Annotated in this window: 26 protein-coding genes; 16 read left to right on the top strand and 10 right to left on the bottom strand. The window is 60.7% G+C overall.

Annotated features, from left to right (window positions below; genetic code table 11):
- Positions 1–8: 8 nt before the first annotated feature.
- Both FIV35_RS19045 and FIV35_RS19040 read left to right on the top strand, forming a co-directional pair.
- On the top strand, positions 9–2,036 hold the full coding sequence (locus tag FIV35_RS19045) for a TRAP transporter permease (protein ID WP_034138306.1): 2,028 nt from the start codon (positions 9–11) through the stop codon (positions 2,034–2,036).
- Positions 2,033–2,419 (top strand): DUF1850 domain-containing protein, encoded by a 387-nt coding sequence (locus FIV35_RS19040; protein ID WP_034138307.1) that lies wholly within the window; start codon positions 2,033–2,035, stop codon positions 2,417–2,419. Before FIV35_RS19045 ends, FIV35_RS19040 begins: the two co-directional genes overlap by 4 nt.
- 39 nt (positions 2,420–2,458) lie before the next feature.
- On the opposite strand, the gene FIV35_RS29645 is transcribed toward FIV35_RS19040, so the two are convergent.
- Positions 2,459–2,608, bottom strand: a complete 150-nt coding sequence (locus FIV35_RS29645; RefSeq protein ID WP_167418018.1) for a hypothetical protein — start codon at positions 2,606–2,608, stop codon at positions 2,459–2,461.
- Between the two features lie 258 nt (positions 2,609–2,866).
- Between FIV35_RS29645 and FIV35_RS19035 the strand changes: the two genes are divergently transcribed.
- The 3 genes from FIV35_RS19035 to FIV35_RS19025 are packed head-to-tail and all read left to right on the top strand — an operon-like array spanning position 2,867 to position 4,811.
- A complete protein-coding gene (locus FIV35_RS19035) occupies positions 2,867–3,631 on the top strand; it encodes an OBAP family protein (protein ID WP_034138308.1) in 765 nt (254 codons plus the stop codon).
- Between the two features lie 24 nt (positions 3,632–3,655).
- Positions 3,656–4,465 (top strand): exodeoxyribonuclease III, encoded by an 810-nt coding sequence (xth, locus tag FIV35_RS19030; RefSeq protein WP_034138309.1) that lies wholly within the window; start codon positions 3,656–3,658, stop codon positions 4,463–4,465.
- A gap of 22 nt (positions 4,466–4,487) precedes the next feature.
- Complete coding sequence (locus FIV35_RS19025; protein ID WP_034138355.1) at positions 4,488–4,811, top strand: hypothetical protein; 324 nt, start codon at positions 4,488–4,490, stop codon at positions 4,809–4,811.
- Between the two features lie 7 nt (positions 4,812–4,818).
- On the opposite strand, the gene FIV35_RS19020 is transcribed toward FIV35_RS19025, so the two are convergent.
- Positions 4,819–6,150: an APC family permease gene (locus tag FIV35_RS19020; RefSeq protein ID WP_034138310.1), complete on the bottom strand. Its 1,332-nt coding sequence runs from the start codon at positions 6,148–6,150 to the stop codon at positions 4,819–4,821.
- Between the two features lie 131 nt (positions 6,151–6,281).
- On the opposite strand from FIV35_RS19020, the gene FIV35_RS19015 reads away from it, so the two are divergent.
- Positions 6,282–6,413 carry a DUF2256 domain-containing protein gene (locus FIV35_RS19015; protein ID WP_080758733.1) on the top strand — a complete coding sequence of 44 codons (132 nt, stop codon included), beginning with the start codon at positions 6,282–6,284 and terminating at the stop codon, positions 6,411–6,413.
- 26 nt (positions 6,414–6,439) lie between these two features.
- On the opposite strand, the gene FIV35_RS19010 is transcribed toward FIV35_RS19015, so the two are convergent.
- From FIV35_RS19010 to gcvA, 5 genes are all read right to left on the bottom strand, one after another.
- Positions 6,440–7,354, bottom strand: a complete 915-nt coding sequence (locus tag FIV35_RS19010; protein WP_170245411.1) for a tetratricopeptide repeat protein — start codon at positions 7,352–7,354, stop codon at positions 6,440–6,442.
- Between the two features lie 80 nt (positions 7,355–7,434).
- A complete protein-coding gene (locus FIV35_RS19005; RefSeq protein ID WP_034138312.1) occupies positions 7,435–8,010 on the bottom strand; it encodes a DedA family protein in 576 nt (191 codons plus the stop codon).
- A gap of 150 nt (positions 8,011–8,160) precedes the next feature.
- Positions 8,161–8,922, bottom strand: a complete 762-nt coding sequence (locus tag FIV35_RS19000; protein ID WP_034138313.1) for an SDR family oxidoreductase — start codon at positions 8,920–8,922, stop codon at positions 8,161–8,163.
- A gap of 30 nt (positions 8,923–8,952) precedes the next feature.
- On the bottom strand, positions 8,953–9,780 hold the full coding sequence (locus FIV35_RS18995; protein WP_034138314.1) for a DMT family transporter: 828 nt from the start codon (positions 9,778–9,780) through the stop codon (positions 8,953–8,955).
- 29 nt (positions 9,781–9,809) lie between these two features.
- Positions 9,810–10,760 (bottom strand): transcriptional regulator GcvA, encoded by a 951-nt coding sequence (gcvA, locus tag FIV35_RS18990; protein ID WP_052198962.1) that lies wholly within the window; start codon positions 10,758–10,760, stop codon positions 9,810–9,812.
- Between the two features lie 97 nt (positions 10,761–10,857).
- Here gcvA and FIV35_RS18985 point away from each other — a divergent pair, with 97 nt between their 5' ends.
- The 10 genes from FIV35_RS18985 (at position 10,858) to FIV35_RS18940 (ending at position 20,387) form a co-directional block, all read left to right on the top strand.
- On the top strand, positions 10,858–12,243 hold the full coding sequence (locus FIV35_RS18985; protein WP_377731801.1) for a methyl-accepting chemotaxis protein: 1,386 nt from the start codon (positions 10,858–10,860) through the stop codon (positions 12,241–12,243).
- A 9-nt stretch (positions 12,244–12,252) separates the two neighbouring features.
- Positions 12,253–12,621 (top strand): response regulator, encoded by a 369-nt coding sequence (locus tag FIV35_RS18980; RefSeq protein WP_034097651.1) that lies wholly within the window; start codon positions 12,253–12,255, stop codon positions 12,619–12,621.
- 15 nt (positions 12,622–12,636) lie between these two features.
- Positions 12,637–12,924, top strand: coding sequence for an STAS domain-containing protein (locus FIV35_RS18975; protein ID WP_034097649.1), 288 nt, complete (start codon positions 12,637–12,639; stop codon positions 12,922–12,924).
- A gap of 38 nt (positions 12,925–12,962) precedes the next feature.
- Complete coding sequence (locus tag FIV35_RS18970) at positions 12,963–15,002, top strand: chemotaxis protein CheA (protein WP_034138316.1); 2,040 nt, start codon at positions 12,963–12,965, stop codon at positions 15,000–15,002.
- Positions 15,003–15,031: 29 nt separating this feature from the next.
- The gene (locus FIV35_RS18965) at positions 15,032–16,687 is read left to right on the top strand and encodes a methyl-accepting chemotaxis protein (RefSeq protein ID WP_034138317.1); all 1,656 of its coding nucleotides are present in this window, start codon (positions 15,032–15,034) and stop codon (positions 16,685–16,687) included.
- A 28-nt stretch (positions 16,688–16,715) separates the two neighbouring features.
- Positions 16,716–17,255 (top strand): chemotaxis protein CheW, encoded by a 540-nt coding sequence (locus FIV35_RS18960; protein WP_034138318.1) that lies wholly within the window; start codon positions 16,716–16,718, stop codon positions 17,253–17,255.
- 9 nt (positions 17,256–17,264) lie between these two features.
- Entirely contained in the window at positions 17,265–18,074 is an 810-nt protein-coding gene (locus FIV35_RS18955; protein WP_034138319.1) for a CheR family methyltransferase, read from the top strand.
- Positions 18,071–18,604, top strand: a complete 534-nt coding sequence (gene cheD, locus FIV35_RS18950) for a chemoreceptor glutamine deamidase CheD (RefSeq protein WP_034138320.1) — start codon at positions 18,071–18,073, stop codon at positions 18,602–18,604. Before FIV35_RS18955 ends, cheD begins: the two co-directional genes overlap by 4 nt.
- Positions 18,567–19,649: a protein-glutamate methylesterase/protein-glutamine glutaminase gene (locus FIV35_RS18945; RefSeq protein ID WP_034138321.1), complete on the top strand. Its 1,083-nt coding sequence runs from the start codon at positions 18,567–18,569 to the stop codon at positions 19,647–19,649. Before cheD ends, FIV35_RS18945 begins: the two co-directional genes overlap by 38 nt.
- Before the next feature lie 219 nt (positions 19,650–19,868).
- On the top strand, positions 19,869–20,387 hold the full coding sequence (locus FIV35_RS18940) for an isochorismatase family protein (RefSeq protein WP_034138322.1): 519 nt from the start codon (positions 19,869–19,871) through the stop codon (positions 20,385–20,387).
- A 53-nt stretch (positions 20,388–20,440) separates the two neighbouring features.
- Here the strand turns inward: FIV35_RS18940 and FIV35_RS18935 are convergent, their stop codons facing one another.
- From FIV35_RS18935 to gabP, 3 genes are all read right to left on the bottom strand, one after another.
- Positions 20,441–20,638 carry a hypothetical protein gene (locus FIV35_RS18935; protein WP_034138323.1) on the bottom strand — a complete coding sequence of 66 codons (198 nt, stop codon included), beginning with the start codon at positions 20,636–20,638 and terminating at the stop codon, positions 20,441–20,443.
- Between the two features lie 108 nt (positions 20,639–20,746).
- Positions 20,747–21,829 (bottom strand): choline metabolism transcriptional regulator GbdR, encoded by a 1,083-nt coding sequence (gbdR, locus tag FIV35_RS18930; protein WP_034138324.1) that lies wholly within the window; start codon positions 21,827–21,829, stop codon positions 20,747–20,749.
- Positions 21,826–23,235 carry a GABA permease gene (gabP, locus tag FIV35_RS18925; protein ID WP_034138325.1) on the bottom strand — a complete coding sequence of 470 codons (1,410 nt, stop codon included), beginning with the start codon at positions 23,233–23,235 and terminating at the stop codon, positions 21,826–21,828. Before gabP ends, gbdR begins: the two co-directional genes overlap by 4 nt.
- Between the last annotated feature and the right edge of the window lie 199 nt (positions 23,236–23,434).

Genomic DNA, 23,434 nt, shown 5'->3' with positions numbered 1-23,434 from the left:
GGCAGGTAATGAGTGAAGAACATCACGGCATCTCTGCGATCCCGCGAGACTGGCCAAAAACGCTGTTTTACGTCGCGTTGTTATTTTCGATCTTTCAGATCGTCACGGCAGCCTTTTCGCCCTTTTCAAGCCAGGTACTGCGCGCGATACACGTCGGTTTCTTATTGTGGATGGTCTACCTGAGCTATCCGGCCTATGGCAACCGGCGCCCCTGGCAACCGTTGGCCTGGATTCTCAGCCTCGCAGCCATTGCCACCGCGTTTTATCAATGGCGGTACGAGGCTGATCTGATCCAGCGCTCAGGGGACCTGACCACCGCAGATACGGTGATCGGCATTGTGCTGGTGCTGCTGGTGTTCGAAGCCGCTCGACGGGTGATGGGCATTGCCCTGCCAATCATCTGCGGGTTGTTCCTGGCTTATGGCCTGTTTGGCGAGCATCTACCGAGGGAGCTGGCCCATCGAGGTTATGGTTTCGATCAAATCATCAACCAGCTGTCTTTTGGCACCGAAGGGCTGTACGGCACGCCCACCTATGTTTCGGCGACCTATATCTTCCTGTTTATCCTGTTCGGCGCATTCCTTGAACAGGCCGGCATGATCAAGTTGTTCACCGACTTTGCCATGGGCCTGTTCGGCCACAAACTGGGTGGGCCGGCCAAAGTCGCCGTGGCCTCATCGGCGCTGATGGGCACGATAACCGGCTCGGGCATCGCCAACGTGGTGACTACTGGACAATTCACCATCCCTCTGATGAAGCGCTTCGGCTACCGGGCAGCTTTTGCCGGCGGGGTGGAAGCGACCGCCAGCATGGGCAGTCAACTGATGCCGCCGGTCATGGGTGCCGTCGCGTTCATCATGGCCGAAACCATCAACGTCCCGTTCGTGGAGATCGCCAAGGGAGCGTTGATCCCCGCGATTTTGTACTTTGCTTCGATCTTCTGGATGGTTCACCTGGAAGCCAAGCGCTCCAATCTCCAGGGCCTGCCCAAGGATCAATGCCCCAGTGCGCTGGGCGCAGTGACGGAGAACTGGTATCTGCTGATACCCCTGCTGGTATTGGTCTACTTATTGTTTTCCGGGCGTACGCCGTTGTTTTCCGGCATGGTCGGACTGGCACTCACGGCCATCGTGATTCTCGGCTCGGCAATTATTCTAAAAGTACAAAGCTTTGGCTTGCGCTGCGCGTTCTGGATTGCGCTGGGCATCCTCTGCACCGGTTTTTTCCAACTGGGCATCGGTGTGATCTTTGCCGTGATTGCAGTGCTGGTGGTGGGCTGCGGGCTCATCAAGGGCGGGCACGAAACCTTGACCATCTGCCTGCACGCCCTGGTAGAAGGCGCACGCCATGCTGTACCGGTTGGCATCGCGTGCGCCCTGGTGGGGATCATTATCGGCGTGGTTTCACTGACGGGCGTCGCCTCGACGTTTGCGGGCTATATCCTGGCGATCGGGCGAGACAATCTACTGCTTTCGCTGATCCTGACGATGATCACCTGCCTGGTGTTGGGCATGGGTATTCCGACCATACCCAACTACATCATCACCAGCTCGATTGCAGCCCCCGCCCTTTTAGAATTGGGCGTACCGTTGATTGTGTCGCACATGTTTGTGTTTTATTTCGGCATCCTCGCCGACCTGACGCCCCCCGTCGCCCTCGCCTGCTTTGCCGCGGCCCCGATCGCTAAAGAGACTGGGTTCAAGATCAGCCTCTGGGCGGTGCGAATTGCCCTGGCGGGGTTTGTCATACCCTTTATGGCGGTCTACAACCCGGCGTTGATGTTGCAAGGCGATAATTTGTGGATGACTGCGTACATGCTGATCAAGACCCTGTTTGCAGTCGGGCTCTGGGGCATGGCATCCACCGGTTATTTGCTGCGCAAGATGCCCCTGTGGGAACGACTGCTGAGTGTGGCGGCTGGAGCCTTGCTGGTGGTGGCGTTGCCGCTGACCGATGAATTGGGCTTCGCGCTGGGGATAGTGGTGATACTCCAGCATGTCTGGCGGTCCCGACGTGCAGAGCTCGCCCTACCATGATCGGCGTATGCCTGGGCCTGACCAGCGTGGTGTGGGCCCAGCTGTCGGTTTCACACTTCACGCTGGCCTGGGATCACACCATTGAAAAGATCCGCTGGGAGGAAGACTACCGCGTGACCGAGCAAGGGCTAGTCCTGGAAGAGGCGCGGGTACGCGGTAACGGTGCGGGGATGGAGGTTCCAGACGACGCACGACTGGAAAATGGCAGCTGGCACTACCGGCACCCATTGCCGCCTTTGCAACCCTTGCGGCTGGGGCGAACACCGGAGGCTGGCGATTACCAGCTGTGTGTCGATGGCCAGTGTCACGCTCTGAGCCATTGGGTGGGCGCGCCAACCACGCGCCATCCCTTCATTCAACTATGGCCGTGCAACACCGGCTGACGGGCGGATGATCACTCAGTCCCCAGATGTCCCTTGCTATTACTTATGCTGATCCGCGTTGCCTTCTTGCATTTGCACGGAGGACTTGGTCGAGCTGCTATTACCTTTGGTGGCATTGTCCGAGTTATCGAAGCAACCCTGCAGGAGGAACAGACTGCACACACTCAGGCACACATATAGCTTTTTCATGATGGTTTACCCGGCAGTAGAGGAATAAGTCATGGACAAGCGCTTTATCTGCAACGGCCCATGTGTAGTCTGTCCATGGGCACTCAACGTATGTTCAAAAAATTTGATCCAAGCCTGATAAGCGGTTGATGTTTCCATGCACTTAAAAAACAGCGTGGAGTTGTGCCTGTCGTCGGTGTTTAGTGCACAAATAACAAACTTTCTCGACACGACGGTTATCCATAGGGAAGCATTCGACTCAGCGGAAGGGATTCAACCATGGCTGCAACACGTACATTCCTCGTACTCAAAACGGCTTGTGCAAGCGCAGCGGCGCTGCTGCTCGGCGCTTGCGCGGCTGACAATACAGCCTCCAATGTGGTCGCACCCGGCGATGCCCCCTCGCCGACCACACGCACCCTGGACGCCGGCGCAGCGCTATTGCAATCGCGCCCTCCGATTGATGCCTTGAACGCTTACCTCGACGGTTTCCATTTCTACAACGGCGATATGAAAGCGCAAATGGAGGCCCATCACTATTGCGCGATCCTCAACGACGAAGTGATCCAGTGCGTGATCTACGATGGCAATCGCAAGGACGCCAAGTTAATGGGTGTGGAATACATCATCAGCGAGCGCTTGTTCACCGGCCTGCCCAAGGCCGAGCAGGCGCTGTGGCACAGCCATGTGCACGAGGTGAAATCCGGCCAACTCGTGGCGCCCGGTATCCCTGAGGTGGCCGAGCATGCGCTGATGGAAAAGCTCGTGCACACCTACGGCAAGACCTGGCACACATGGCACACCGACCTGCATAAGGACCTGCCCTTGGGCGTGCCCCAACTGATGATGGGCTTCACCGCCGACGGCCAGGCCGACCCGCAAAAAGTCGCCGAGCGCGATCAACGGTTCGGCATTGACAGCGCACAGAAGCGCAAAGACCGCGCGGATATACCGGCTCCCGCCGTGGCGCCAGGGGCGGATGCGTGGCGCCGGGGCCAGGTATTTCAGATAGCTGATCCAACCCAAACACCCCATCGGCACTGAATTCATCGATTGAGGAGCCAAGCTATGCAATCCCTCAAGATCGCCACGTTCAATGTCAATGGCATAGGCGCACGCCTGCCGAACCTGTTGCAGTGGCTGGAGCGAGAGCGGCCCGACATTGTCTGCCTGCAGGAGCTGAAAGCGCAGGACAACGCCTTCCCCGCCAAGGCGCTGGAGCAAGCAGGTTACGGCTCTGTACACCATGGCCAGGCGGCGTGGAACGGAGTCGCCATTCTGGCGCGCGATGCCGAGCCGCTGTTGATCCATCGAGGGTTACCGGGGGCCGAACATGATCCCCAGGCCCGCTATCTGGAAGCGGCGGTGCTGGGGGTAATCGTCGGCTGCCTGTACCTGCCCAACGGCAACCCTCAGCCTGGGCCGAAGTTCGATTACAAACTGCAATGGTTCGAACAGTTGATTCAACACGCTCAAACCTTACACAGCAGTGAACACCCGGTGGTGCTGGCTGGAGATTACAACGTGGTGCCTACCGATCTGGATATCTACAACACCCGCTCGTGGCTCAAGGATGCCCTCCTCCAGCCCGAGAGCCGCGCGTGCTACCAAAAGCTTCTGGACCAAGGCTGGGTCGACTCGCTTCGGCACCTGTATCCAGACGAGCGCGTATACACGTTCTGGGATTATTTCCGTCAGCATTGGCAGAAAAATTCTGGTTTGCGTATCGATCATCTATTGCTGAACCCGGTGTTGGCCCCACGCCTTGAAAACGCCGGCGTCGATGCATGGGTGCGCAACGAAGAACATGCCAGCGACCATGCACCGGTCTGGGTTCAAATCAGTGCCAAACCGCGCAAGCGTATCCAGCGTACTTGAACCTCTAGGAGCAATGCCGGTGATGTACCCAACTACCCCCGATGGCCGCTATTTCGTCGTAAGAGGTACCCTGTGGCGGTGCAGCAACCCCTCGCTGCCCGAAGACACTCGGCAGGGCCTGGTCAATCAACTGATGACCGCGCGCCGTGCGGTCAAAGCCGCCAAGGCGTCCGGTGATCCGCGCCAGTTGCAGGCTGCTCGCACACAAGTGCAGAAAGCCAAGGTGGGCCTGGGTGAGCGTGGCCCGGTGTGGTGGGATGACGGTGCTGCGGATCTCAACCAGAAGAAGGTAAGCGATACGCCCTATGCCCAATGGCATGCGGCGTTGGCCGAGACGTCAGCTTAGCGCCCTATTAGCTCGGTTCTGCAATGGGTGTGGCCAGGCGATTGCAGCCATATAGCACAACCCCCAGCAGCATCAGCGCACCGCCGCGCAGCCACGTATCGAGGCTTTGCTGGCTGAGCAGAACCAGGCACGAGGTTATCGCCAATATCGGCACCCAGGTCGGCACGCGGAAGTGGTCCTTGTCGACGCGGTCCCGACGTAGCACCAGCACAGCCAGATTAGTGCTGAGGAACACAAACAACAGCAGCAGCACCACCGTTTCGGCCAGGGCCGCAAGCGTGCCGGTTGCGGTCAGCGCCATGGCCACGCCGCTGGTGGCCACGATCGCCACCAGCGGCGTACGGCGTTTGGGCAGAACCCGCGACAATGGCGCCGGCAACAACCCCATGCGAGCCATGCCGTACGCCAGGCGGCTGGCCATGATCATCGTCAGCAGTGCGCCGTTGGCCACCGCCACCAAGGCAATAAAGGCGAATAACTGGGGTGGAATGTTCAGGCCCGAAGCCCGCACTACTTCCAGCAGCGGCGCTGAGGTAGCCATCAGTCGGTCCGTCGGCAACACCACGGAGGCAGCGACCCCGACCGCCATGTACACGATACCGGCGGTGACCAATGCGGCGAACAGCGCGCGCGGATACACGGTGCGCACGTTACGGATTTCTTCCGCCAGGTTGGCCGAGGTCTCAAAGCCGACAAACGAATAGAACGCCAACAATGCCGCCCCCAATACCGCGAGCATTGGGTTCACGCCAGGCTTGAATTCTACGGCGCGCCCCAGGTTCGCCTCACCGGCCTGGAAACACCAGGCCGCAGCGATGACCACGAGCAACAACCCGGACAACTCAATGCAGGTCATAACCATATTGGCGCCCAGGGACTCTTTGATACCACGCGCATTGAGCAATGCGATCACCGCCAGGAACACCAAGGCCGCCAAGGTCGGTGGCACCTCAAAAAACGCCGCCAGATAGTCGCCGGTAAACGCCAGGGACAGCCCCGCCGCACTGGTGACCGCGGCCGCGAGCATACTGAAGCCCACCAGAAACGAAACCAGCGGCGACTTGAACGCCTTCTCAGCGAACACCGACGCGGCGCCGGCGTGGGGGTATTTGGTTACCAGTTCCGCGTACGAGCCGGCGGTGAGCATGGCAAAGAACAACGCCACCAGCAGCGGCACCCAGATCGCCCCGCCCACTTGCCCGGCGATGGTGCCAGCCAACGCATAGACACCGGCGCCCAGCACATCGCCAAGGATGAACAAAAACAGCATCGATCCGGTAACGGCGCGGCGCAGTGACGGCTTGGAAGGCGAAGCGTTGCTGAGGCTGGAATCAGTCATGGGCGGCTCTACGGGCGGGTTGCACTGTGGATTCAGCCGGCGTGAGCCGGCAATAGCAAAGTTGTTTAAACATGGAAAAGCGTTACGCTGCCATAGTTCATTTATTTGCTTATCCCACAGCCCTAAGAGCCATGAAAAAGAGTGATCTACCAGTCAAGACCTGCGTGACATGTGGCCTGCCTTTCACCTGGAGAAAGAAGTGGGCGCGTTGCTGGGACGAGGTGCGTTATTGCTCGGAGCGCTGCCGACGCAACAAACCCTGAGCATGCTCTTGGTCAACGCTGGACGATCAACTGCAGGGTTTACGACCGCATAGCCAATTCCGGTAAGGCTTGTGCTGCGGGTCCTGCACCGTAAAAAGCAGCGGCGCCTTGATTTCCAGCTCCCCCGAACTGTCCGTCAAGGGCGCGGATTCGCCCATGGTCACCCGCGCGGCGGCCCTCATGACCCACTGATCCACATTGGCATCCCCCGAGGGCTCGACCATTGTCACCTGAGGGGCGCCACTGTCTGACTTGAAGCGGTAGGACAGCGTGACGCGCTTGGCCTCGCCGGTGGCGTCAACGGCCTCTAACACTTCACCCACTGCCATCCGCCGCTTTTGTAAATTGACAAAGCTGCTCAGCCACATCTGCTGATAACGTTTGGCCTGAACCTCAGTGAGCGGCTGGCCGGCTTTACGCAAACGGTTCATCGCAAGCCAAGCCTCATCGCCACAGCGTTCGGAGGCCTCCAGATATAAGGCCAGGGCGCCAGGCAGATCCTGCGGCCCTCCTTTGCCCTCCTCCATCAAACGCCCCAACGGTAGCGCAGCGTTCTTACCGGAAAGACGGTAGAACGTACGCGCCCTGGCGTAATCCACCGGCTCACCTTCGCCGCGCTCGGCCATCTGCCCGAGCAGCACATTGACAGCCGGGTCTAACTTGGCGGCTTCGACGAACAAGGCGTGGGCCTCGCGAAAGTCTTGATCGACCCCATAGCCACCCTCCTGATACAGCTTGCCGAGTATGGCCATGCACGTGGCGTTGCCATACTCGGCGTAGCGCTCGATATAGCGCAGGTTGTCGCGCTCAAACGGTTTCTGGCCGGCAATCCACATGCAGCGAAAGCCAGTCATCGATGAGTCGTAATCGGCGGGTCGGGTCAGGCTTTTACAGCCCATGATGGTGCTCAACAGCACCAGAAGCGTCAGGGTCTTTAACATAGCGTCCATGCATCCGGTTGAACGGGAAAACGGCATTATGCCAGTAATGACTGGATTGGCTTCACCCTAGGAGCCGCGAGTCAGGGTTGCCTGCGTTTGGATCGGTAATGGCGTATCAGCCCCACAGCCACCACCACGCCGACGACGCCTAGTGCAATAGGCAGTCGATAAGGTTTCAAGTCGCCCAAGACGCGTTGCAAAAACTCCCCAGCCCAATACCCCGCACTGGCAAACAGCGTGGCCCAGACCAGCGCGCCAATGGCATTGATGCAGGCAAACTTAAGCGGTGAAATCCTGCTCGCGCCGATCACCATCGGCCCCAACAAACGCATGCCATAGAGAAAGCGCACCGAAAAAATCGACACCGTGGGGTGCCGATGGATCAACGTTGTGATCTTGTCGATGGCCGCTTGTTTTTTATGTAAGCGCGGCAACAAACGGTCGCCGAAATAGCGCCCCGCCCAGAACAGCAATTGGTCCCCCAACATGCCGGCGAGACTGGCGTAGGCGATCACGGGCAGCAACTTGAGCACCTGCTGATGCGCCGCCACGCCTCCCAGTATCAGAATCGTTTCGCCTTCCAGTAGGCAGCCGATAAAAACGGCCCAGTAACCATAGGTGGCCAGCAGGTAATTAAGGTCGAGGTGTTCAAGCATGCGCGCGCATTTGCTCCATAACGGCTAAATGTCTCGGGGCCAGTGCTGATCGGTGGCGACAGCACATGGACACAGCCGTGAGCGAGACGGTTCCTTCAACAGGTGATGAGCAGCCGCTTACTGGACTCCGCGCCAGCGCCGCGCCCTGCTTTATTTACCCCCGGTCACATCGAGAAAGGTGCCGGTTACGAACGACGCCTCCGCGCCCGCCAGCCATAGAATCGCCCGTGCCACTTCTTCCGGCTGGCCGCCCCGCCCCATGGGGATCGAGTCTTTGACGCGATCGACCCGCCCAGGCTCACCGCCACTGGCGTGCATGTCGGTGTAGATATGCCCGGGGCGAATACCGTTGACGCGTATGCCTTCCCGCGCCACCTCTTTAGCCAGCCCGATGGTGAACGTTTCGAGGGCGCCCTTGGAGGCCGCATAGTCCACGTATTCATTGGGGCTGCCAAGTCGGGCCGATGCCGAAGAGACATTAATGACCACCCCACCAGCGCCATTATGACGATAGGACATGCGCCGTACCGCCTGTTGGGCACAGAGTATCGGCCCGATGGCATTGACTGCGAAAATGCGCTGCATCCGCTCGAAGTCGAGAGCCTCCACCCGTGATTGTAGCGCCAGTACCCCGGCGTTATTGACCAGGACGTCGATGCGCCCGAACTCACGGTCGATGGCCGCGAATAGATCGGCCACCTGGCGCGGATCCGCACTGTCGGCGCGCATGGCCAAGGCCTTCCGTCCCAATAACTGCACATCCGCAACCACCGCCTGCGCCGCGGACTCGTTGCTGACGTAGCTGATGGCCACGTCATACCCTCGTTGGGCCGCCAGTCGGGCGGTGGCGGCACCTACCCCGCGACTGCCGCCGGTTATCAGGATCAAAGGGGCCTGCGAAACAGTGGTCATGGTGAATCCCTCTCTAGGTGATTGGCCGAGTCAGCCGAGGATGATGGCGCCGCAGGCGATCACCGCGCACGCCAGAATGCGGCGCGCAGTCAGCGCCTCGCCGAGGAATCCGTAGCCAATCAATGCCGCGAACAACACGCTGGTTTCGCGCAATGCGGACACTGCGCCCAAGGGCGCTTCATTCATGGCGTAGATGACCATGGCATAGGCAAGCAAAGAGACCAGCCCGCCGAGCACCGCCGTCAGGGTGCCGGGCCGCGCGCGGAACAGGCTGCGGGTATCGCGCAGAGCGATGTAAACCATGGGCATCAGCACGCCCCAGAGGGCGCTCATCCAGACGGTGTAGGCCATTGGCGCGCCGGAGAGCCTGGCGCCGATGCCATCGACAACACTGTAGGCGGCGATAAAGCAGCCTGTGCCCAGGGCATAGGGCAGGCTGGGGACCGAAAGCCGGCGCCCTCTGAACGCCAGCGAAATAATCCCACCCGAAACCAACGCAATACCGAGCAACTGGCCAGGAGCGATGGTTTCCCCGGCAAAAACGGCGGCCCCCAGGGTGATCAGCACCGGCGAAGAACCACGGGAAATCGGATAGATCTGCCCCAGGTCGCCGACCCGGTAACTGCGCACCAGGAACAAGTTGTAGCCCACATGCAGCAGCCCCGACAGCAGCGCATAGCGCCAACTTTCAACTGCAGGCGGCAGCATAAACACCGCAGCGACCGCGCAGGTGATAGCGATGGCCATGCACATCACCGTCATGGACCACAGGCGATCGGCACCGCTGCGCAGCAGTGCATTCCAGCTGGCATGCAGGAGCGCGGCGAAAAGGACGAGGCAGACCAGATGAATAGGCATGCCTCATTCTATTTACGCCGGTGTCGGGACTACAGCGAAGTCTCCTCATCGAGGCATGAATGAACACTCATCATGGGCGCCTTCACGTCCCGCACTTTCAGCGCCTCACTCAGTAACCATTGGCGAAGGCTGACGATGTGCGGCAGCGTTTCGACGCCTTTGGGGCACACGAAGTAATAAGCCAGCGGCGATGGGAAATGCACGTCGAATAGCCGCACCAGACGGCCGTCGCTGATTTCCTTCTCGACATGCCCGCTGCGCACCAATGCCACGCCTTGGCCGAGCAATGCCGCCTCGACCGTCATGTTGGTATCGCCGAATCTGACACTTTCCCTGAGCGGCAGATACACCAGCCCCAACGCCTCGAACCACGCCTCCCATTTGGGCGCTAGTTCTGCGCCATCACGGGCCAACAGCGGAAAATGCAACAACTCGGTGGGGCTCAGCGGTGTCCCGACGCGGCGCAGCAATTCGGGACTGGCCACGGGAAATACCTGTTCCCCGAACAAGAACTCCGAATACAGGCCAGGGTAACTGCCCTTGCCCAGCCTGATCGCGACGTCTGCCTGGGCGTTGGAGAAATGAATAATGGCATCCGTGGTGTCCAACGACACCAGCAGCTCGGGGTGCAGGCGAGAGATGTTCGGCAGGCGTGGCAACAGCCATTTCAGCGCAAAGGAATAGGTGGTGCTGACGCTGAGCCGAACCCTGCCCTTCTGCTCGCGCAGGTCGTTGAGCGTCGCCTCCAGGCTCAAAAAAAACTCGCGCACGATCGGCGCCAGGGTAGCGCCCGCCGCTGTCAGGCGCAGCGCCTTGCCACGCTCGAACAACTGCACGCCCCACAGCGCCTCAAGATGCTTGAGCTGGTGACTGACAGCGCTTTGAGTCACATGCAGTTCGTGGGCGGCGGCAGTAAAGGTCGGGTGGCGGGTAGCGACTTCAAAAGCGCGAAGTGTCGCGGTGGGCGGCAGGTCTCTCATCGGGGCGTATCCAGCGAGTCATCAGAGGGTGTTGCATGAACGTTAGCTCATCATAAAGCCAAGCTGATTGAATAACCTCGCCGTTGAAGCAGCCAAAATGCCTAACTTTAGGCTACAGTTCGCAATAGTGGCATTTAGACATGATCGTCGGTCACCTGCTGGTAATAAACCAGACGGAAGGCACACTAGCGTGTCTAAAGTTGCGGCACATAGGGCAGATAACCCCTATGTTGTTTATATATCCGCAGTACTGTTCAAGGATCGAACTATGACCCCGCCTCCATCCAGCCGCACTTCCCTTACCGGTCATCCGCGTTTTCGTTGGTTCGCTTTCATTCCCGTGGTGCCTGCGGTGATCTGGATCCTCGTCCAGTCAACCTCCGCGGCCAACCTCGTTGCGTGCGCGGCGTTGGTGCTGGTCGGTCTTGGGGCCTGCGCCTGGAGCGCGAAATCTCAGCGCGATGCCCTATGGCGCGCGACATCGAGCGCATTGGCCAATCAGGCCGATGCCGACGCAGCGCACAACAGCCAGGCGGCGCGGGCGCAACTCGATGAGGTGTTGCTGGGCGCCATGCCGATCTGGGCCAAACAGGTGGAAAGTTCACGCCAGCAGACCGAGGAAGCCATTGTCAGCCTGGCGAATCGTTTCACTGGGATCGCCGCACGCTTGCAGGAAACCGTCCAGGCTTCACAGCACGCAGCCGGTGAACTGGATGGGCAAGCCGCCGACGGCGCGCTCAAGGTGCTGGCGCGCAGTGACAGCGAATTGAGCCAGGTGATCGACTCACTTAAGGCCACCCAATCCAGCCGCGACCAAACCCTGGCGCAAGTACGCGGCCTTACCGCCTACACCGGCGAATTACGCACCATGGCCGCCGACGTCGCCGCGATTGCCGCGCAGACCAACCTGCTGGCGCTGAATGCCGCAATCGAAGCGGCCCGTGCCGGTGAAGCCGGGCGCGGTTTTGCGGTGGTGGCCGATGCGGTGCGCAGCCTGTCGAGCAAGTCCAGCGAGACCGGCCAGCAAATGTCGGCCAAGGTCGACATTATCAACAACGCCATTACCCAGCTGGTGCAGGCCGCCTCCACCAGCGCCGATCAGGACAGCCACTCCGTCGGTGCGTCCGAGCAAAGCATCCAACTGGTGCTTGAGCGCTTCCAGAACATCACCGGGCGCCTGGCCGAGTCCGCCGACCTGCTCAAGCAGGAAAGCTACGGCATCCGCGACGAAATGACCGACGTGCTGGTCAACCTGCAGTTCCAGGACCGGGTCAGCCAGATTCTCAGCCATGTGCGCGACAACATGAATGCCTTGCACGATCACTTGCGTCAGGCCAGGCAAGCGCCGGACCAGGCCGTGAGCATCGACGCCCGACAATGGCTGGCCAGTATGGAGGCCACCTACGCCACCGACGAGCAGCGGCGCACGCACCATGGCAACGACGCCGCGCAGCAGAATTCCCAAGACATCACTTTCTTTTAGGAGCCCATCATGGCGAAAAGTGTATTAGTGGTCGACGACTCCAGTAGCGTGCGGCAAGTGGTCGGTATTGCCTTGAAAAGCGCCGGTTACGACGTGATCGAGGCCAGCGATGGCAAGGACGCCCTGGGCAAACTCAACGGGCAGAAAGTGCACCTGATCATCAGCGACGTGAATATGCCCAATATGGACGGCATCACCTTCGTCAAAGAGGTGAAGAAGCTGGCCAACTACAAGTTCACGCCGATCATCATGCTGACCACCGAGTCCCAGGAATCGAAAAAGGCCGAAGGCCAGGCCGCGGGCGCCAAGGCGTGGGTGGTCAAGCCGTTCCAGCCGGCGCAGATGCTGGCGGCGGTGTCCAAGCTGATTCTGCCGTGATCCGGGGAGGCTGGCATGTCCATCACCCACGAAACCACTGACGACACGGCCCGCGTGGGCATTGAAGGCGAGCTGACGATCTACACCGTCGCCGAGCTGGCCGCCGCGCTGCTGCCGCAGGTTGGCGCCGCGGCCCGCCTTGAGCTAGACCTGTCACAGGTCACTGAGATGGATGGCGCCGGCCTGCAACTGCTCGCGGTGATAGAACGCGAAGCCGGCATCAACGGCACCGCCCTGAGCCTGACTGGCCAGAGCCAGGCCGTCACGCAAACACTGCAACTCTGTCGCGGCGCCGCGTTGTAGGCGGCGCCACCGTTCATTGATCGACAAGGAAAGTCCAGGTGAGCATCAATCTCGATCAGGCACAGCAGACCTTCATCGTGGAGGCCCGCGAACTGTTGCAGGCCATGGAGCAATCCCTGCTGCAACTGGAGAACGAACCCGACGATCAAGACGCCATCGGTGCGATATTCCGCGCCGCGCATACCATCAAAGGCTCCGCCGGGCTGTTCGGCCTGGCACCGATCGTGGGGTTCACGCATATCGTCGAAGATGTGCTGGACCGCCTGCGCGACGGCGATATCGCGGTGGATGCCGACTTGATCGCCCTGCTGCTCAAGTGCGGCGACCATATGCTCGAACTGATCGACGTGGTTGCCAGTCGTGGTGAAGCCCTTACACCCGCCGCATTGCAGCGCGGTGAGGCTTTGCGCGAGGCGCTGGGTGTCTACCACCCGCTTCACGCCACAACCGCCGACGCCGTAACCGCTAAGGCGGCCGACGGCGAGTCAGCCGAAGTGCTGTGGCATATTTCTCTGCGCTTCGGCGCGGACGTGTACCGCAATGGCATGGACCCGCTGTCGTTCCTGCGCTACCTCCAAACCCTGGGGCAAATGGTGCAGGTCGACACCCTCACCGACAGCATCCCGGCGCTGGAGAACTTTGACCCGGAAAGCTGCTACCTGGGCTTCGAGATCGACCTGCGCTCCACTGCCAGCCACGCCACCCTCAACGAAGTGTTCGACTTTGTGCGCGACGAGTGTGAGGTGCAGATCACGGCCGTCGATGAAGCGCCCATCAACCCGGCGAGCACCGGCACCGAGCTGGTCACCCAGGCCGAACCCACTCACCGGAGCACCGCGCCCCAGCGCGTGGCGACGGCCAGCGAGGCCAAACCCCGAGATGGCAACTATGTACGGGTCAACGCCGACAAGCTCGATGAGTTGATCAACCTGGTCGGTGAGTTAGTGATCGCCAGCGCCGGCGCGAGCCTGTTGGCGCGCTCCTGCAACCACGACCCACTGCATGAAGCCACGTCGACGGTGTCGGGGCTGGTGGAAGAAATCCTCGATGGCGCCCTGCATCTGCGCATGATCCCCATCGGCGATACCTTCAACCGCTTCCGCCGCGTGGTGCGCGACGTCAGCCAGGAGTTGGGCAAGGACATCGACCTGCTGATCAGCGGTGCCGAAACCGAGCTGGACAAGACCGTGGTGGAGAAGATCGGCGATCCGCTGATGCACCTGCTGCGCAACGCCATGGACCACGGTATCGAAAGTGCCGAGGCGCGGCGTGCGGCGGGCAAGTCGAGCAAGGGCCATCTGAGCCTCAATGCCTATCACGACTCCGGCAGCATCGTCATCGAAATCGCCGACGACGGCGCCGGGCTCAACCGCGAACGCATTCTGGAAAAAGCCCAGGAACGCGGGTTGGTGGCCAGCGGTGCGGTGCTGTCCGATCAGGAAATTTACAACCTGATTTTCGAAGCGGGCTTCTCCACCGCCGAGGCGGTGACCAACCTGTCCGGGCGCGGCGTTGGCATGGACGTGGTCAAGCGCAACATCACGCTGCTGCGCGGCACCGTCGATCTGGACAGTCGCCCCGGCCAGGGCACGGTAGTGCGCATTCGGCTGCCGCTGACCCTGGCAATCATCAATGGCTTCCTGGTCGGCATCGACCAAGCCACTTATGTGATTCCCCTGGACATGGTTCAGGAATGCATCGAACTGGACGAACCACAGCGCGACTCCAGCCGCGAACAAGGCTATCTGGACCTGCGCGGCGAGGTGCTGCCATTGGTTCACCTGCGCGACCACTTCAACCACGAAGGCCCCGCCGCCCGGCGCCAGAACGTGGTGGTGGTGCGTTATGCCGAGCACAAGGCCGGGCTGGTGGTGGACGACCTGCTCGGTGAGTTCCAGACCGTGATCAAACCCTTGGGCAAGCTGTTTGGCGCACTGCGCGGAATCAGCGGCTCGACCATTCTGGGCAGCGGGGCCGTGGCCCTGATCCTGGATGTGCCGGCCCTGCTCAACCAACTCGTACAAATGGAAGCTCGCACAGCCCAGGCGCCACAGTCGCCACTGGTCGTCGCTCGCTGACGTATTTGCAATTCCATGGAGGTTCCGCGATGAAATGGTTTTACGATCTAAAAATTTCCACCAAGCTGATCAGCTCGTTCCTGGTGGTCCTGGCGCTCACAGCGGCCATGGGTGCCTTCGCTATCCTCCAATTGGGGGGGGTCAACCAAGCCGCCCAGGACATCCGCGGCAATTGGATGCCGTCAATGCGCGCGGCGGCCGGTATGCGCTTCTTCGCGGCCAACTACCGCTTGAAAGAGAACCGTCATGTCGCCACCGAGGTCGCCGAGGAAAAGGCCCTGGCCGAACGCGAAGCCGCCGAGGCGCGCCAGCAGTTCGACACACGCATGGGCACCTATGAACAACTGGTGTCGAATGACGAAGACCGACAGTTGCTGGATAGCGTGAAAACCGGATGGGCCGCGTACCTGGCCACCAGTAAACAGTTGCTTGAGCTGTCCCGGGAGAACCAGGAAACCCAAGCGCGCGGGCTGCTCAGGGGCGAATCCAAGACGCACTTCGATGAAGTGACCGCGCGCCTGCAAAAAATGGTCGAGCTCAATGATGCTGGCGCCACTGCTGCCGGTGACAAGGGTTCTGCGTTGTATGAAAGCTCGCGTCTGTCGATCATCGCGGCCTTGGTCGCCGCCCTGTTGATCGGCTTGGGCCTGGCGCTGTTTATCGCGCGAATTATTTCCCGTCCGTTGAGGCTGGCTGCCAACGCCGCCGAGCAATTGGCCGAAGGCAACCTCAGTGCACAGATCGAACCGGGCGCCAAAGATGAAACCGGTATGGTGCTCAATGCCATGCGCAATATGGTCGGCAAACTGGCGCATATCATCGGCGAAGTGCGCAATGCCGCCGACAACCTGGCCAGCGCCTCCGAGCAAGTCAGCGCTACGGCGCAATCGATGAGCCAGGCCACCAGCGAACAAGCGGCCAGCGTCGAGGAAACCAGTGCCTCTATCGAACAGATGAGCGCCAGCATCAACCAGAACACTGAGAACGCCAAAGTCACCGACGGCATGGCCAGCAAGGCCGCCAAGGAAGCCACCGACGGCGGTGAGTCAGTGCAGCAGACCGTGGTGGCGATGAAGAAAATCGCGCAGCGCATCAGCATCATCGATGACATTGCCTACCAGACCAATTTGCTCGCCCTCAATGCCGCCATCGAGGCCGCACGGGCCGGCGAGCACGGCAAAGGTTTTGCCGTGGTCGCCGCCGAGGTGCGCAAGCTGGCCGAACGCAGCCAGGTTGCCGCTCAGGAAATCGGCGAACTGTCTTCCAGCAGCGTCGACATGGCCGAGAAAGCCGGCAAGTTGCTTGATGAGATGGTGCCGTCGATCAACAAAACGTCCGACCTGGTGCAGGAAATCAGCGCGGCGTCCGAAGAGCAGGCCGCCGGTGTGGCGCAGATCAACACGGCGATGACTCAGCTTAACCAGGTCACCCAGCAGAACGCCTCCAGCAGCGAAGAATTGGCCGCCACCGCCGAAGAGATGAGCAGCCAGGCCGAACAATTGCAGCAGGCCATGAGTTTCTTCGTGCTCGACACGACGTCCAGGGCCGCCACCCAAAGCAGTGTCGACAGCGCCGGCAGCAAGCCGACTCGCCAGCCGCCGCGCCCCGCGCAACCGCCAGCGCGCAAGGCCTTTGCCTACAACATGGCCAGTGCCCCGGACGAATCGGAATTCACCCGTTTCTGATCAATCCGGGCTCACAGGGAGTAATGAGATGGGCGCAGTGATGACTACCCGCCAGGCCGCCGTCGCGGTCGACGAGGATGCGCAATACCTGACCTTTATGCTCGGCGGCGAGATGTTCGCCATCGGCATTCTGGGAATCAAGGAAATAATCGAATACGGCAGCCTGACCGTGGTGCCGATGATGCCCGCGTTTGTGCGCGGGGTGATCAACCTGCGCGGTGCGGTGGTGCCGGTGGTGGACCTGTCGGCGCGTTTTGGCCGGGCCAATTCGCAGATCACCCGCCGTTCATGCGTGATCATTATCGAAGCCAGCACCGAGGACGGCCTGCCCCAGGATATCGGGTTGCTGGTGGACACCGTGTCCGCCGTGCAGGAAATCCCGGCTGCCCAGATCGAGCCGCCGCCCAGCTTCGGCGCGCGGATTCGTGCAGACTTCATCAGCGGCATGGCCAAGGTCGAGGGCAAGTTTGTGATTGTGCTGGAGGTGGATAAAGTGCTGTCCATCGATGAGATGTCCAGCCTTGCCGAAGCCGGCCAGGCGCCGGCCCTCGACTTCGACCCGCGGTGAGGTGCGATCATGCCTGATACCACCCCGCTGGATGACCGCGAGTTCGGCCAGTTTCAGTCCTGGCTGCATCGCGCGGCGGGCATCAACCTGTCACCGGCCAAAAAGGCCCTGGTGGCCGGTCGGCTGTTCAAGCGGCTCAAGCACTATGAACTCAAGAGCTACGGCGAGTATTTCAAGCTGATCATGAGCGATCAGCGCAAAGGCGAGCTGCAAGTGGCGCTGGACCTGCTGACCACCAACGAGACCTACTTTTTCCGCGAGCCCAAGCACTTTGATTTCCTGCGCCAGCAGGTGCTGCCCAACGCCGCGCCTGGCAAGGTGTTCCGCGTGTGGAGCGCGGCCAGTTCCTCGGGCGAAGAACCCTACAGCCTGGCCATGACCCTGGCCGAAGGCCTGGGCACCACGCCTTGGGAAGTGCTCGGCTCCGATATCAGCACCCAAGTGCTGGCCAAGGCGCGCAACGGCCACTACCCCATGGAGCGCGCCGCCAACCTGCCCCAGCCATTGCTGGTCAAATACTGCCTCAAGGGCATCGGCCGCCAGGACGGAACATTCCTGATCGACAAGCCACTGCGCAACCGCGTCAGTTTCGTCCAGGTCAACCTTAATGAACCCCTGCCTGGCCTGGGCGAGTTCGACGTGATCTTCTTGCGTAACGTGATGATCTATTTCGACCAGCCGACCAAGACCCAGGTGGTGGCGCGACTGTTGCCGCAGCTTAAATCCGGCGGTTATTTCATCATCAGCCACTCTGAAAGCCTCAACGGCGTGAATGACACGTTGAAGCTGGTGGCGCCGTCGATTTACCGCAAGCCATGAAAAAGCCAGCCAATGCCGCCGAGGTGGTGCTCGCCCCTGGCCAAGTCAGCTTTGCCACCTGCCCGACGCGTTTGCGTACCTTGCTCGGCTCCTGTGTGGCGTTCACTTTCTGGCACCCCCAACGGCGCATCGGCGGCATGTGCCATTTCATGCTGCCGGCGCGCAACCGCACGGGCCAGCCACTGGATGGCAAGTACGCTGACGAAGCCCTCGAACTGTTACTGCGCCACGCCCGCGCCAACGGTACACGGCCGCAGGATTACCAAGTCAAAGTGTTCGGCGGCGGCGAGATGTTCCCTGAGCAACCGCGCCAGCGACCGGCCCACAACGTGGCCAACCTGAATATCCGCGCCGCACTGGCCCTCGCCGAACGCCACCACCTGCACCTGGCGGCCCAGGATATGGGTAGTACCGGCTATCGCACGATTATGTTCGACCTCTGGAACGGCAACGTCTGGGTCCGGCACCAACCAATGGGAATACTCGAAAAAGATGCCTACCAAAAAAATCAGCGTGCTGCTGGTCGATGACTCGGCCGTGGTACGCCAGGTGCTACTGGCGATTTTCAACGACACACCGGATATCCATGTCATGGGTGCGGCTTCCGACCCGATCTTCGCCATGGACAAGCTCGCGCGGGAATGGCCGGATGTGATCGTGCTGGACGTGGAGATGCCGCGTATGGACGGCATCACTTTTTTGCGCAAGATCATGAGCGAGCGCCCCACGCCAGTGGTGATCTGTTCGTCGCTGACTCAGAAAGGCGCGGAAACCTCCCTACAGGCGTTGTCGGCCGGCGCCGTGGAGATCATCACCAAGCCCACCACCGGGCTGAAAAACTTCCTGATCGAGTCCGGCCCCGAGCTGGTGGCGGCGATTCGTGCGGCGGCCAATTCCAACGTCAAGAACCTGGGCAAGCGCATCGCCAAGCCCACACCAGCCCCCGTTCCTGCCAGCAAACTCACGGCGGATGCGATCCTGCCCGCCGCCAATGGCCAGGCCATGGCCCAGACCACCGAACGCATCGTCGCCATCGGCACTTCCACTGGCGGTACCCAAGCGCTAGAAGCGGTGCTCACGGCGCTGCCGAGGGTGTGCCCGGGCATAGTGATCGTGCAGCACATGCCGGAAAAATTCACCGCGTCCTTTGCCGAGCGCCTCAACGGCCTGTGCCAGATCGAGGTGCGTGAAGCGCGCAATAACGACCGTATCCTGCCCGGCCTGGCCTTGATCGCCCCCGGCGGCAAACACCTGATGGTCACCCGCAGCGGTGCCTTCTATCACGCCCAGGTGATTGACGGGCCGCTGGTCAATCGCCATCGGCCGTCGGTGGATGTGCTGTTTCGCTCAGTGGCCAAATTTGCCGGCAAGAACGCCACCGGCATCATCATGACCGGCATGGGCGACGACGGCGCCCGCGGCCTCAAGGAAATGCTCGACGCCGGCGCCGCCACGGTAGCTCAGGACGAAGCCAGCTGCGTGGTGTTCGGCATGCCCAAGGAAGCCATCAAACTCAACGCCGCCCAACGCGTCATGCCGTTGCAGGAAATTCATCAGGCGATTTTGCATAAGTGACGTCCAGCGGCTGCGCCCTTGTCAGCGGGCGGCCGTGTTGCTAGTGTCGATTCATGACAAATTATTGCCTCACCTCGACCACCCTCACCACGACCGCTCAAAGCGGTGCGTGCGAGGTGTCGTGAGCCCATAGCCAACGAACTTCAAAGGCCCGCCAGCAATGGACAGGGCCTTTTTTTGTGCCTTGTGTTGCTGGCGCAAACGCAAGGAGATGCACCCATGTATGCACTGTTGGTACTCGATATCCAAGTCGGCCTGGTTCATGGCCCGGAAACACCCTGGCGTTGCGACGCGATGCTCGACACCGTCAATGGCCTGATGGATCAGGCCCGTCGCGCCGGGGCTGGAATTTTCCTCGCGCGCCACATCGGGCCCGCAGGGTCGCCGATGGCGCCGGACAGCCCGCTCACAAGGCTGGCGCCGCAGCTGAAGCTTTCAGGCAATGAAGTGGTGTTTGAAAAGCAGCGGCCTAATGCTTTTGCCCAGACCGACCTGGCGAACAGCTTACGGTCTGTCGGGGCGACGGGCGTGGTGATCGCGGGTATGAAAACCCAATACTGCGTCGACAGCACCTGCCGTGCCGCCCGTGATCTTGGCTTCGATGCAGTGCTGATCGCCGATGGGCACACCTGCTCGGACACTGCAGCGCTGCAGGCCAAGGATATCGTGGCCCATCACAACGCGACGTTGCATGGGCCGTTCTGCCAGGTGATAAAAGCTGAGGACTGGTGCTTCTAGCCAGCGATGGCCAATGCGGGGAGCAAGCGCGTGCCCTCCCCGCAAACAGCACGTCAGTTGTCCGGATGCTCACTGGCAACCGAATCGGCCGCATCTACATCCGACATATCCTCGTCCAGCGGCGCGTCGTCATCGGGTGGCAATGGCAACGCGTCGTCGCCTTTGCGCGGGTCATGCCCGGTCTCGTTGTCGGTGCCCCGCGTGACAGCCTGCTGTGAAAGGTTGCCCGGTGCGTTCTCATCGATATCCATGTTGGCTCTCCGTGGTGACTGAGCACGGAATACCCGCGCCTGATCATAAGAGCCAGTGGCTGACCCACGAGTGCCGAGTACTGGACGAACGGTGACCACCAAAGTCGGTCAGCCCAGGGAGGATTTGAGTCGTCGGAAACTGCCAAACGTTGCCTCGGAGCGTGCTTGCTCCAGCACACTCATGGGCATCGGCTTGCGCACGACGTTGATCACCGGCTTTTGCACCACCGTGCGCTCATGCGTCGCCAGCCGCTCATCGCTGGGCGGCACACCAAAGTATTCGCGATAACATTTGGAAAAGTGCGGCGTCGATACAAAACCGCAGAGCACCGCCAATTCGACGATAGAGATGGGCGTCTGCTTGAGCAATTGGCGCGCGCGGATCAACCGCAGCCGCAGGTAATAGCGCGACGGCGAGCAGTGCAAGTATTTCTGAAACATTCGTTCAAGCTGCCGCCGAGAGAGCTGGACATACTCCGCCAGGTGGTCCAGGTCGATGGGCTCCTCAAGGTTCGCCTCCATCAGCGTGACGATTTCCTGCAGCTTGGGCTGCTGAGTGCCCAGCATGTGCTTGAGCGGTATGCGCTGGTGGTCTTGCTCACTGCGCATGCGTTCATAGACGAACATGTCTGAAATGGCTGCTGACAGTTCATGCCCGTGATCCAGGCCGATAAAGTGCAGCATCATATCCATCGGCGCCGTGCCCCCTGAACTGGTAAGGCGGCCGCGGTCGAGGGTGAACAAGCTTGGGCTGACAGTCACTCGCGCAAACGCTTCTTGCATCGCGGCCAGCCACTCCCAGTGAACGCTGCACTCAAAGCCATCCAACAGCCCTGCCCTGGCCAATACCCAACTGCCGGTGCAGATGCCGCCCAAGCGTTTGGAGTAACGCGCCTGAGCGCGCAGCCACTTGACCAGCTCGGGGGTCACCGTGTTTTGAATGCCCGTCCCGCCGCACACGAAAATAATGTCGGCCGAAGGGGCGGCATCCACCGAGCTGTCCGGCGTGATGGGCACGCCGTCGCTGGCCCAGATGGGCGTGCCGTCGAAACTGGCGGTGTACCAACGATAGAGCTCCTGCCCCGACAATTGGTTGGCCATGCGCAGCGGCTCCACCGCCGACGCCAATGAGATCAGCGTGAACCGGTCCAACAATACAAACAGGATGCTGGTCACAGGTCGTGCATTCATGGCGGCGAAACCATCGAAAGTGGGCTCTGTGCGCGCACGGGTTGGCGCGCAGTGATAACCCCCACCAGTGAAATCAGCAACGCCAACCCAATCGTCGAAGACACCTCAAGACGATGCTCTGGCGTCACCAGCATTACCCCCAGCGCGGCGCAAATAAAGGCGATGACCAGCCAGGTCAGCCAGGGGAACAACCACATCTTGAACGTCAGCGTGATATTGCGGCGCTGCATGAGCTTGCGCATACGCAGTTGCGAAATGGCGATCACCAAGTACACCAACAACGCGATCGCCCCGGAACTGGCCAGCAGGAACTGGAACAGCCCGGCGGGCATGAAGTAGCTGAGCAACGTCACGCCAGCGCCCAGCACGGTACTGGCGATCACCGCGGCCCTAGGCACGCTGGCTGCCGACGTCTTTTTCATCAACGTGGGCGCATCGCCGCGTTTGCCCAGGGAATACAACATGCGCGAGGCAATGTAGATAGAGGAGTTCATGCAACTGGCCACGGCAATCAGCACTACACCGTCGACCAGCAACTTGGCATGGGGAATATTCATCAACTCCAGTGCCCGTTGATAGGAACCGACGGACGCCAGCAAAGGGTCATTCCAAGGCACCACGGAAATCACCACGAAGATCGACAGCACATAGAACACGCCGATACGCCACATCACCGAACGTGTGGCGCGGGCGATATTCTGCGCGGGGTTGCTGGACTCCGCTGCGGCGATGGTGACCGCCTCCGTTCCGATAAAGCTGAACATGATGGTAATGAACGCGCCCACGACGGCAGACATACCGTTCGGGGCAAAACCGCCATGCTCCTCCATCAGTAGACTCAAGCCACTGGCCTCCCGCTCGGGAATCCAGCCCATCAGCACGGCGCCACCCAGGCCGATAAAGCCGATGATCGCTACGACCTTGGCCATGGCAAACCAGAACTCGAATTCTCCGTACTTGGAGACACTGAACAAATTGGTGACCACCAACAAAAAGATCGACAACAAGGCAAACAGCCAAGCGTCGATCTGGGGAAACCACTGGTTCAAGATATGCCCGGCGGCCAGGGCTTCGATCGGAATCACCAGCACCCAGAACCACCAGTACAGCCAGCCAATCGTAAACCCGGCCCAGCGTCCGATGGCCTGGTCGGCATAGGTCGAAAAGGAGCCGGTGTCCGGGTTGGCCACCGCCATCTCGCCCAGCATGCGCATGACCAGCACCACCAGCAGCCCGGAAAAAAAATACGCCAGCATGACTGCGGGGCCCGCCGCCGCAATCGCATGCCCGGACCCGACAAACAACCCAGCACCGATAATGCCGGCAATGGAGAGCATGGTGACATGACGCGGCTTGAAGCCCTGCGCCAGTTGGCCGTTCGAATCCTTGGAACTCAGGCTATTCATCGTTCTTTTTATTCTCTGTGATCGACGTTCAGACGTGCTGACCGGAGGGTCAGGCGATCATCATTTCTCAATGACGGGTCACAGTACGCGGCATGTCGCCGGTCAAAATAGCCTCATTGCGTCATCCAGACGTCTGATATCGACATTTGCTGCCGTCCGGGCAGTCGCTGGAAAGTGCCGGCCGGCACCGAACTGCCGC

The organism is Pseudomonas rhodesiae, from assembly GCF_007858255.1.
Classification (GTDB): Bacteria; Pseudomonadota; Gammaproteobacteria; order Pseudomonadales; family Pseudomonadaceae; genus Aquipseudomonas; species Aquipseudomonas rhodesiae.
This window is presented reverse-complemented; position numbering and strand designations above follow the sequence as displayed.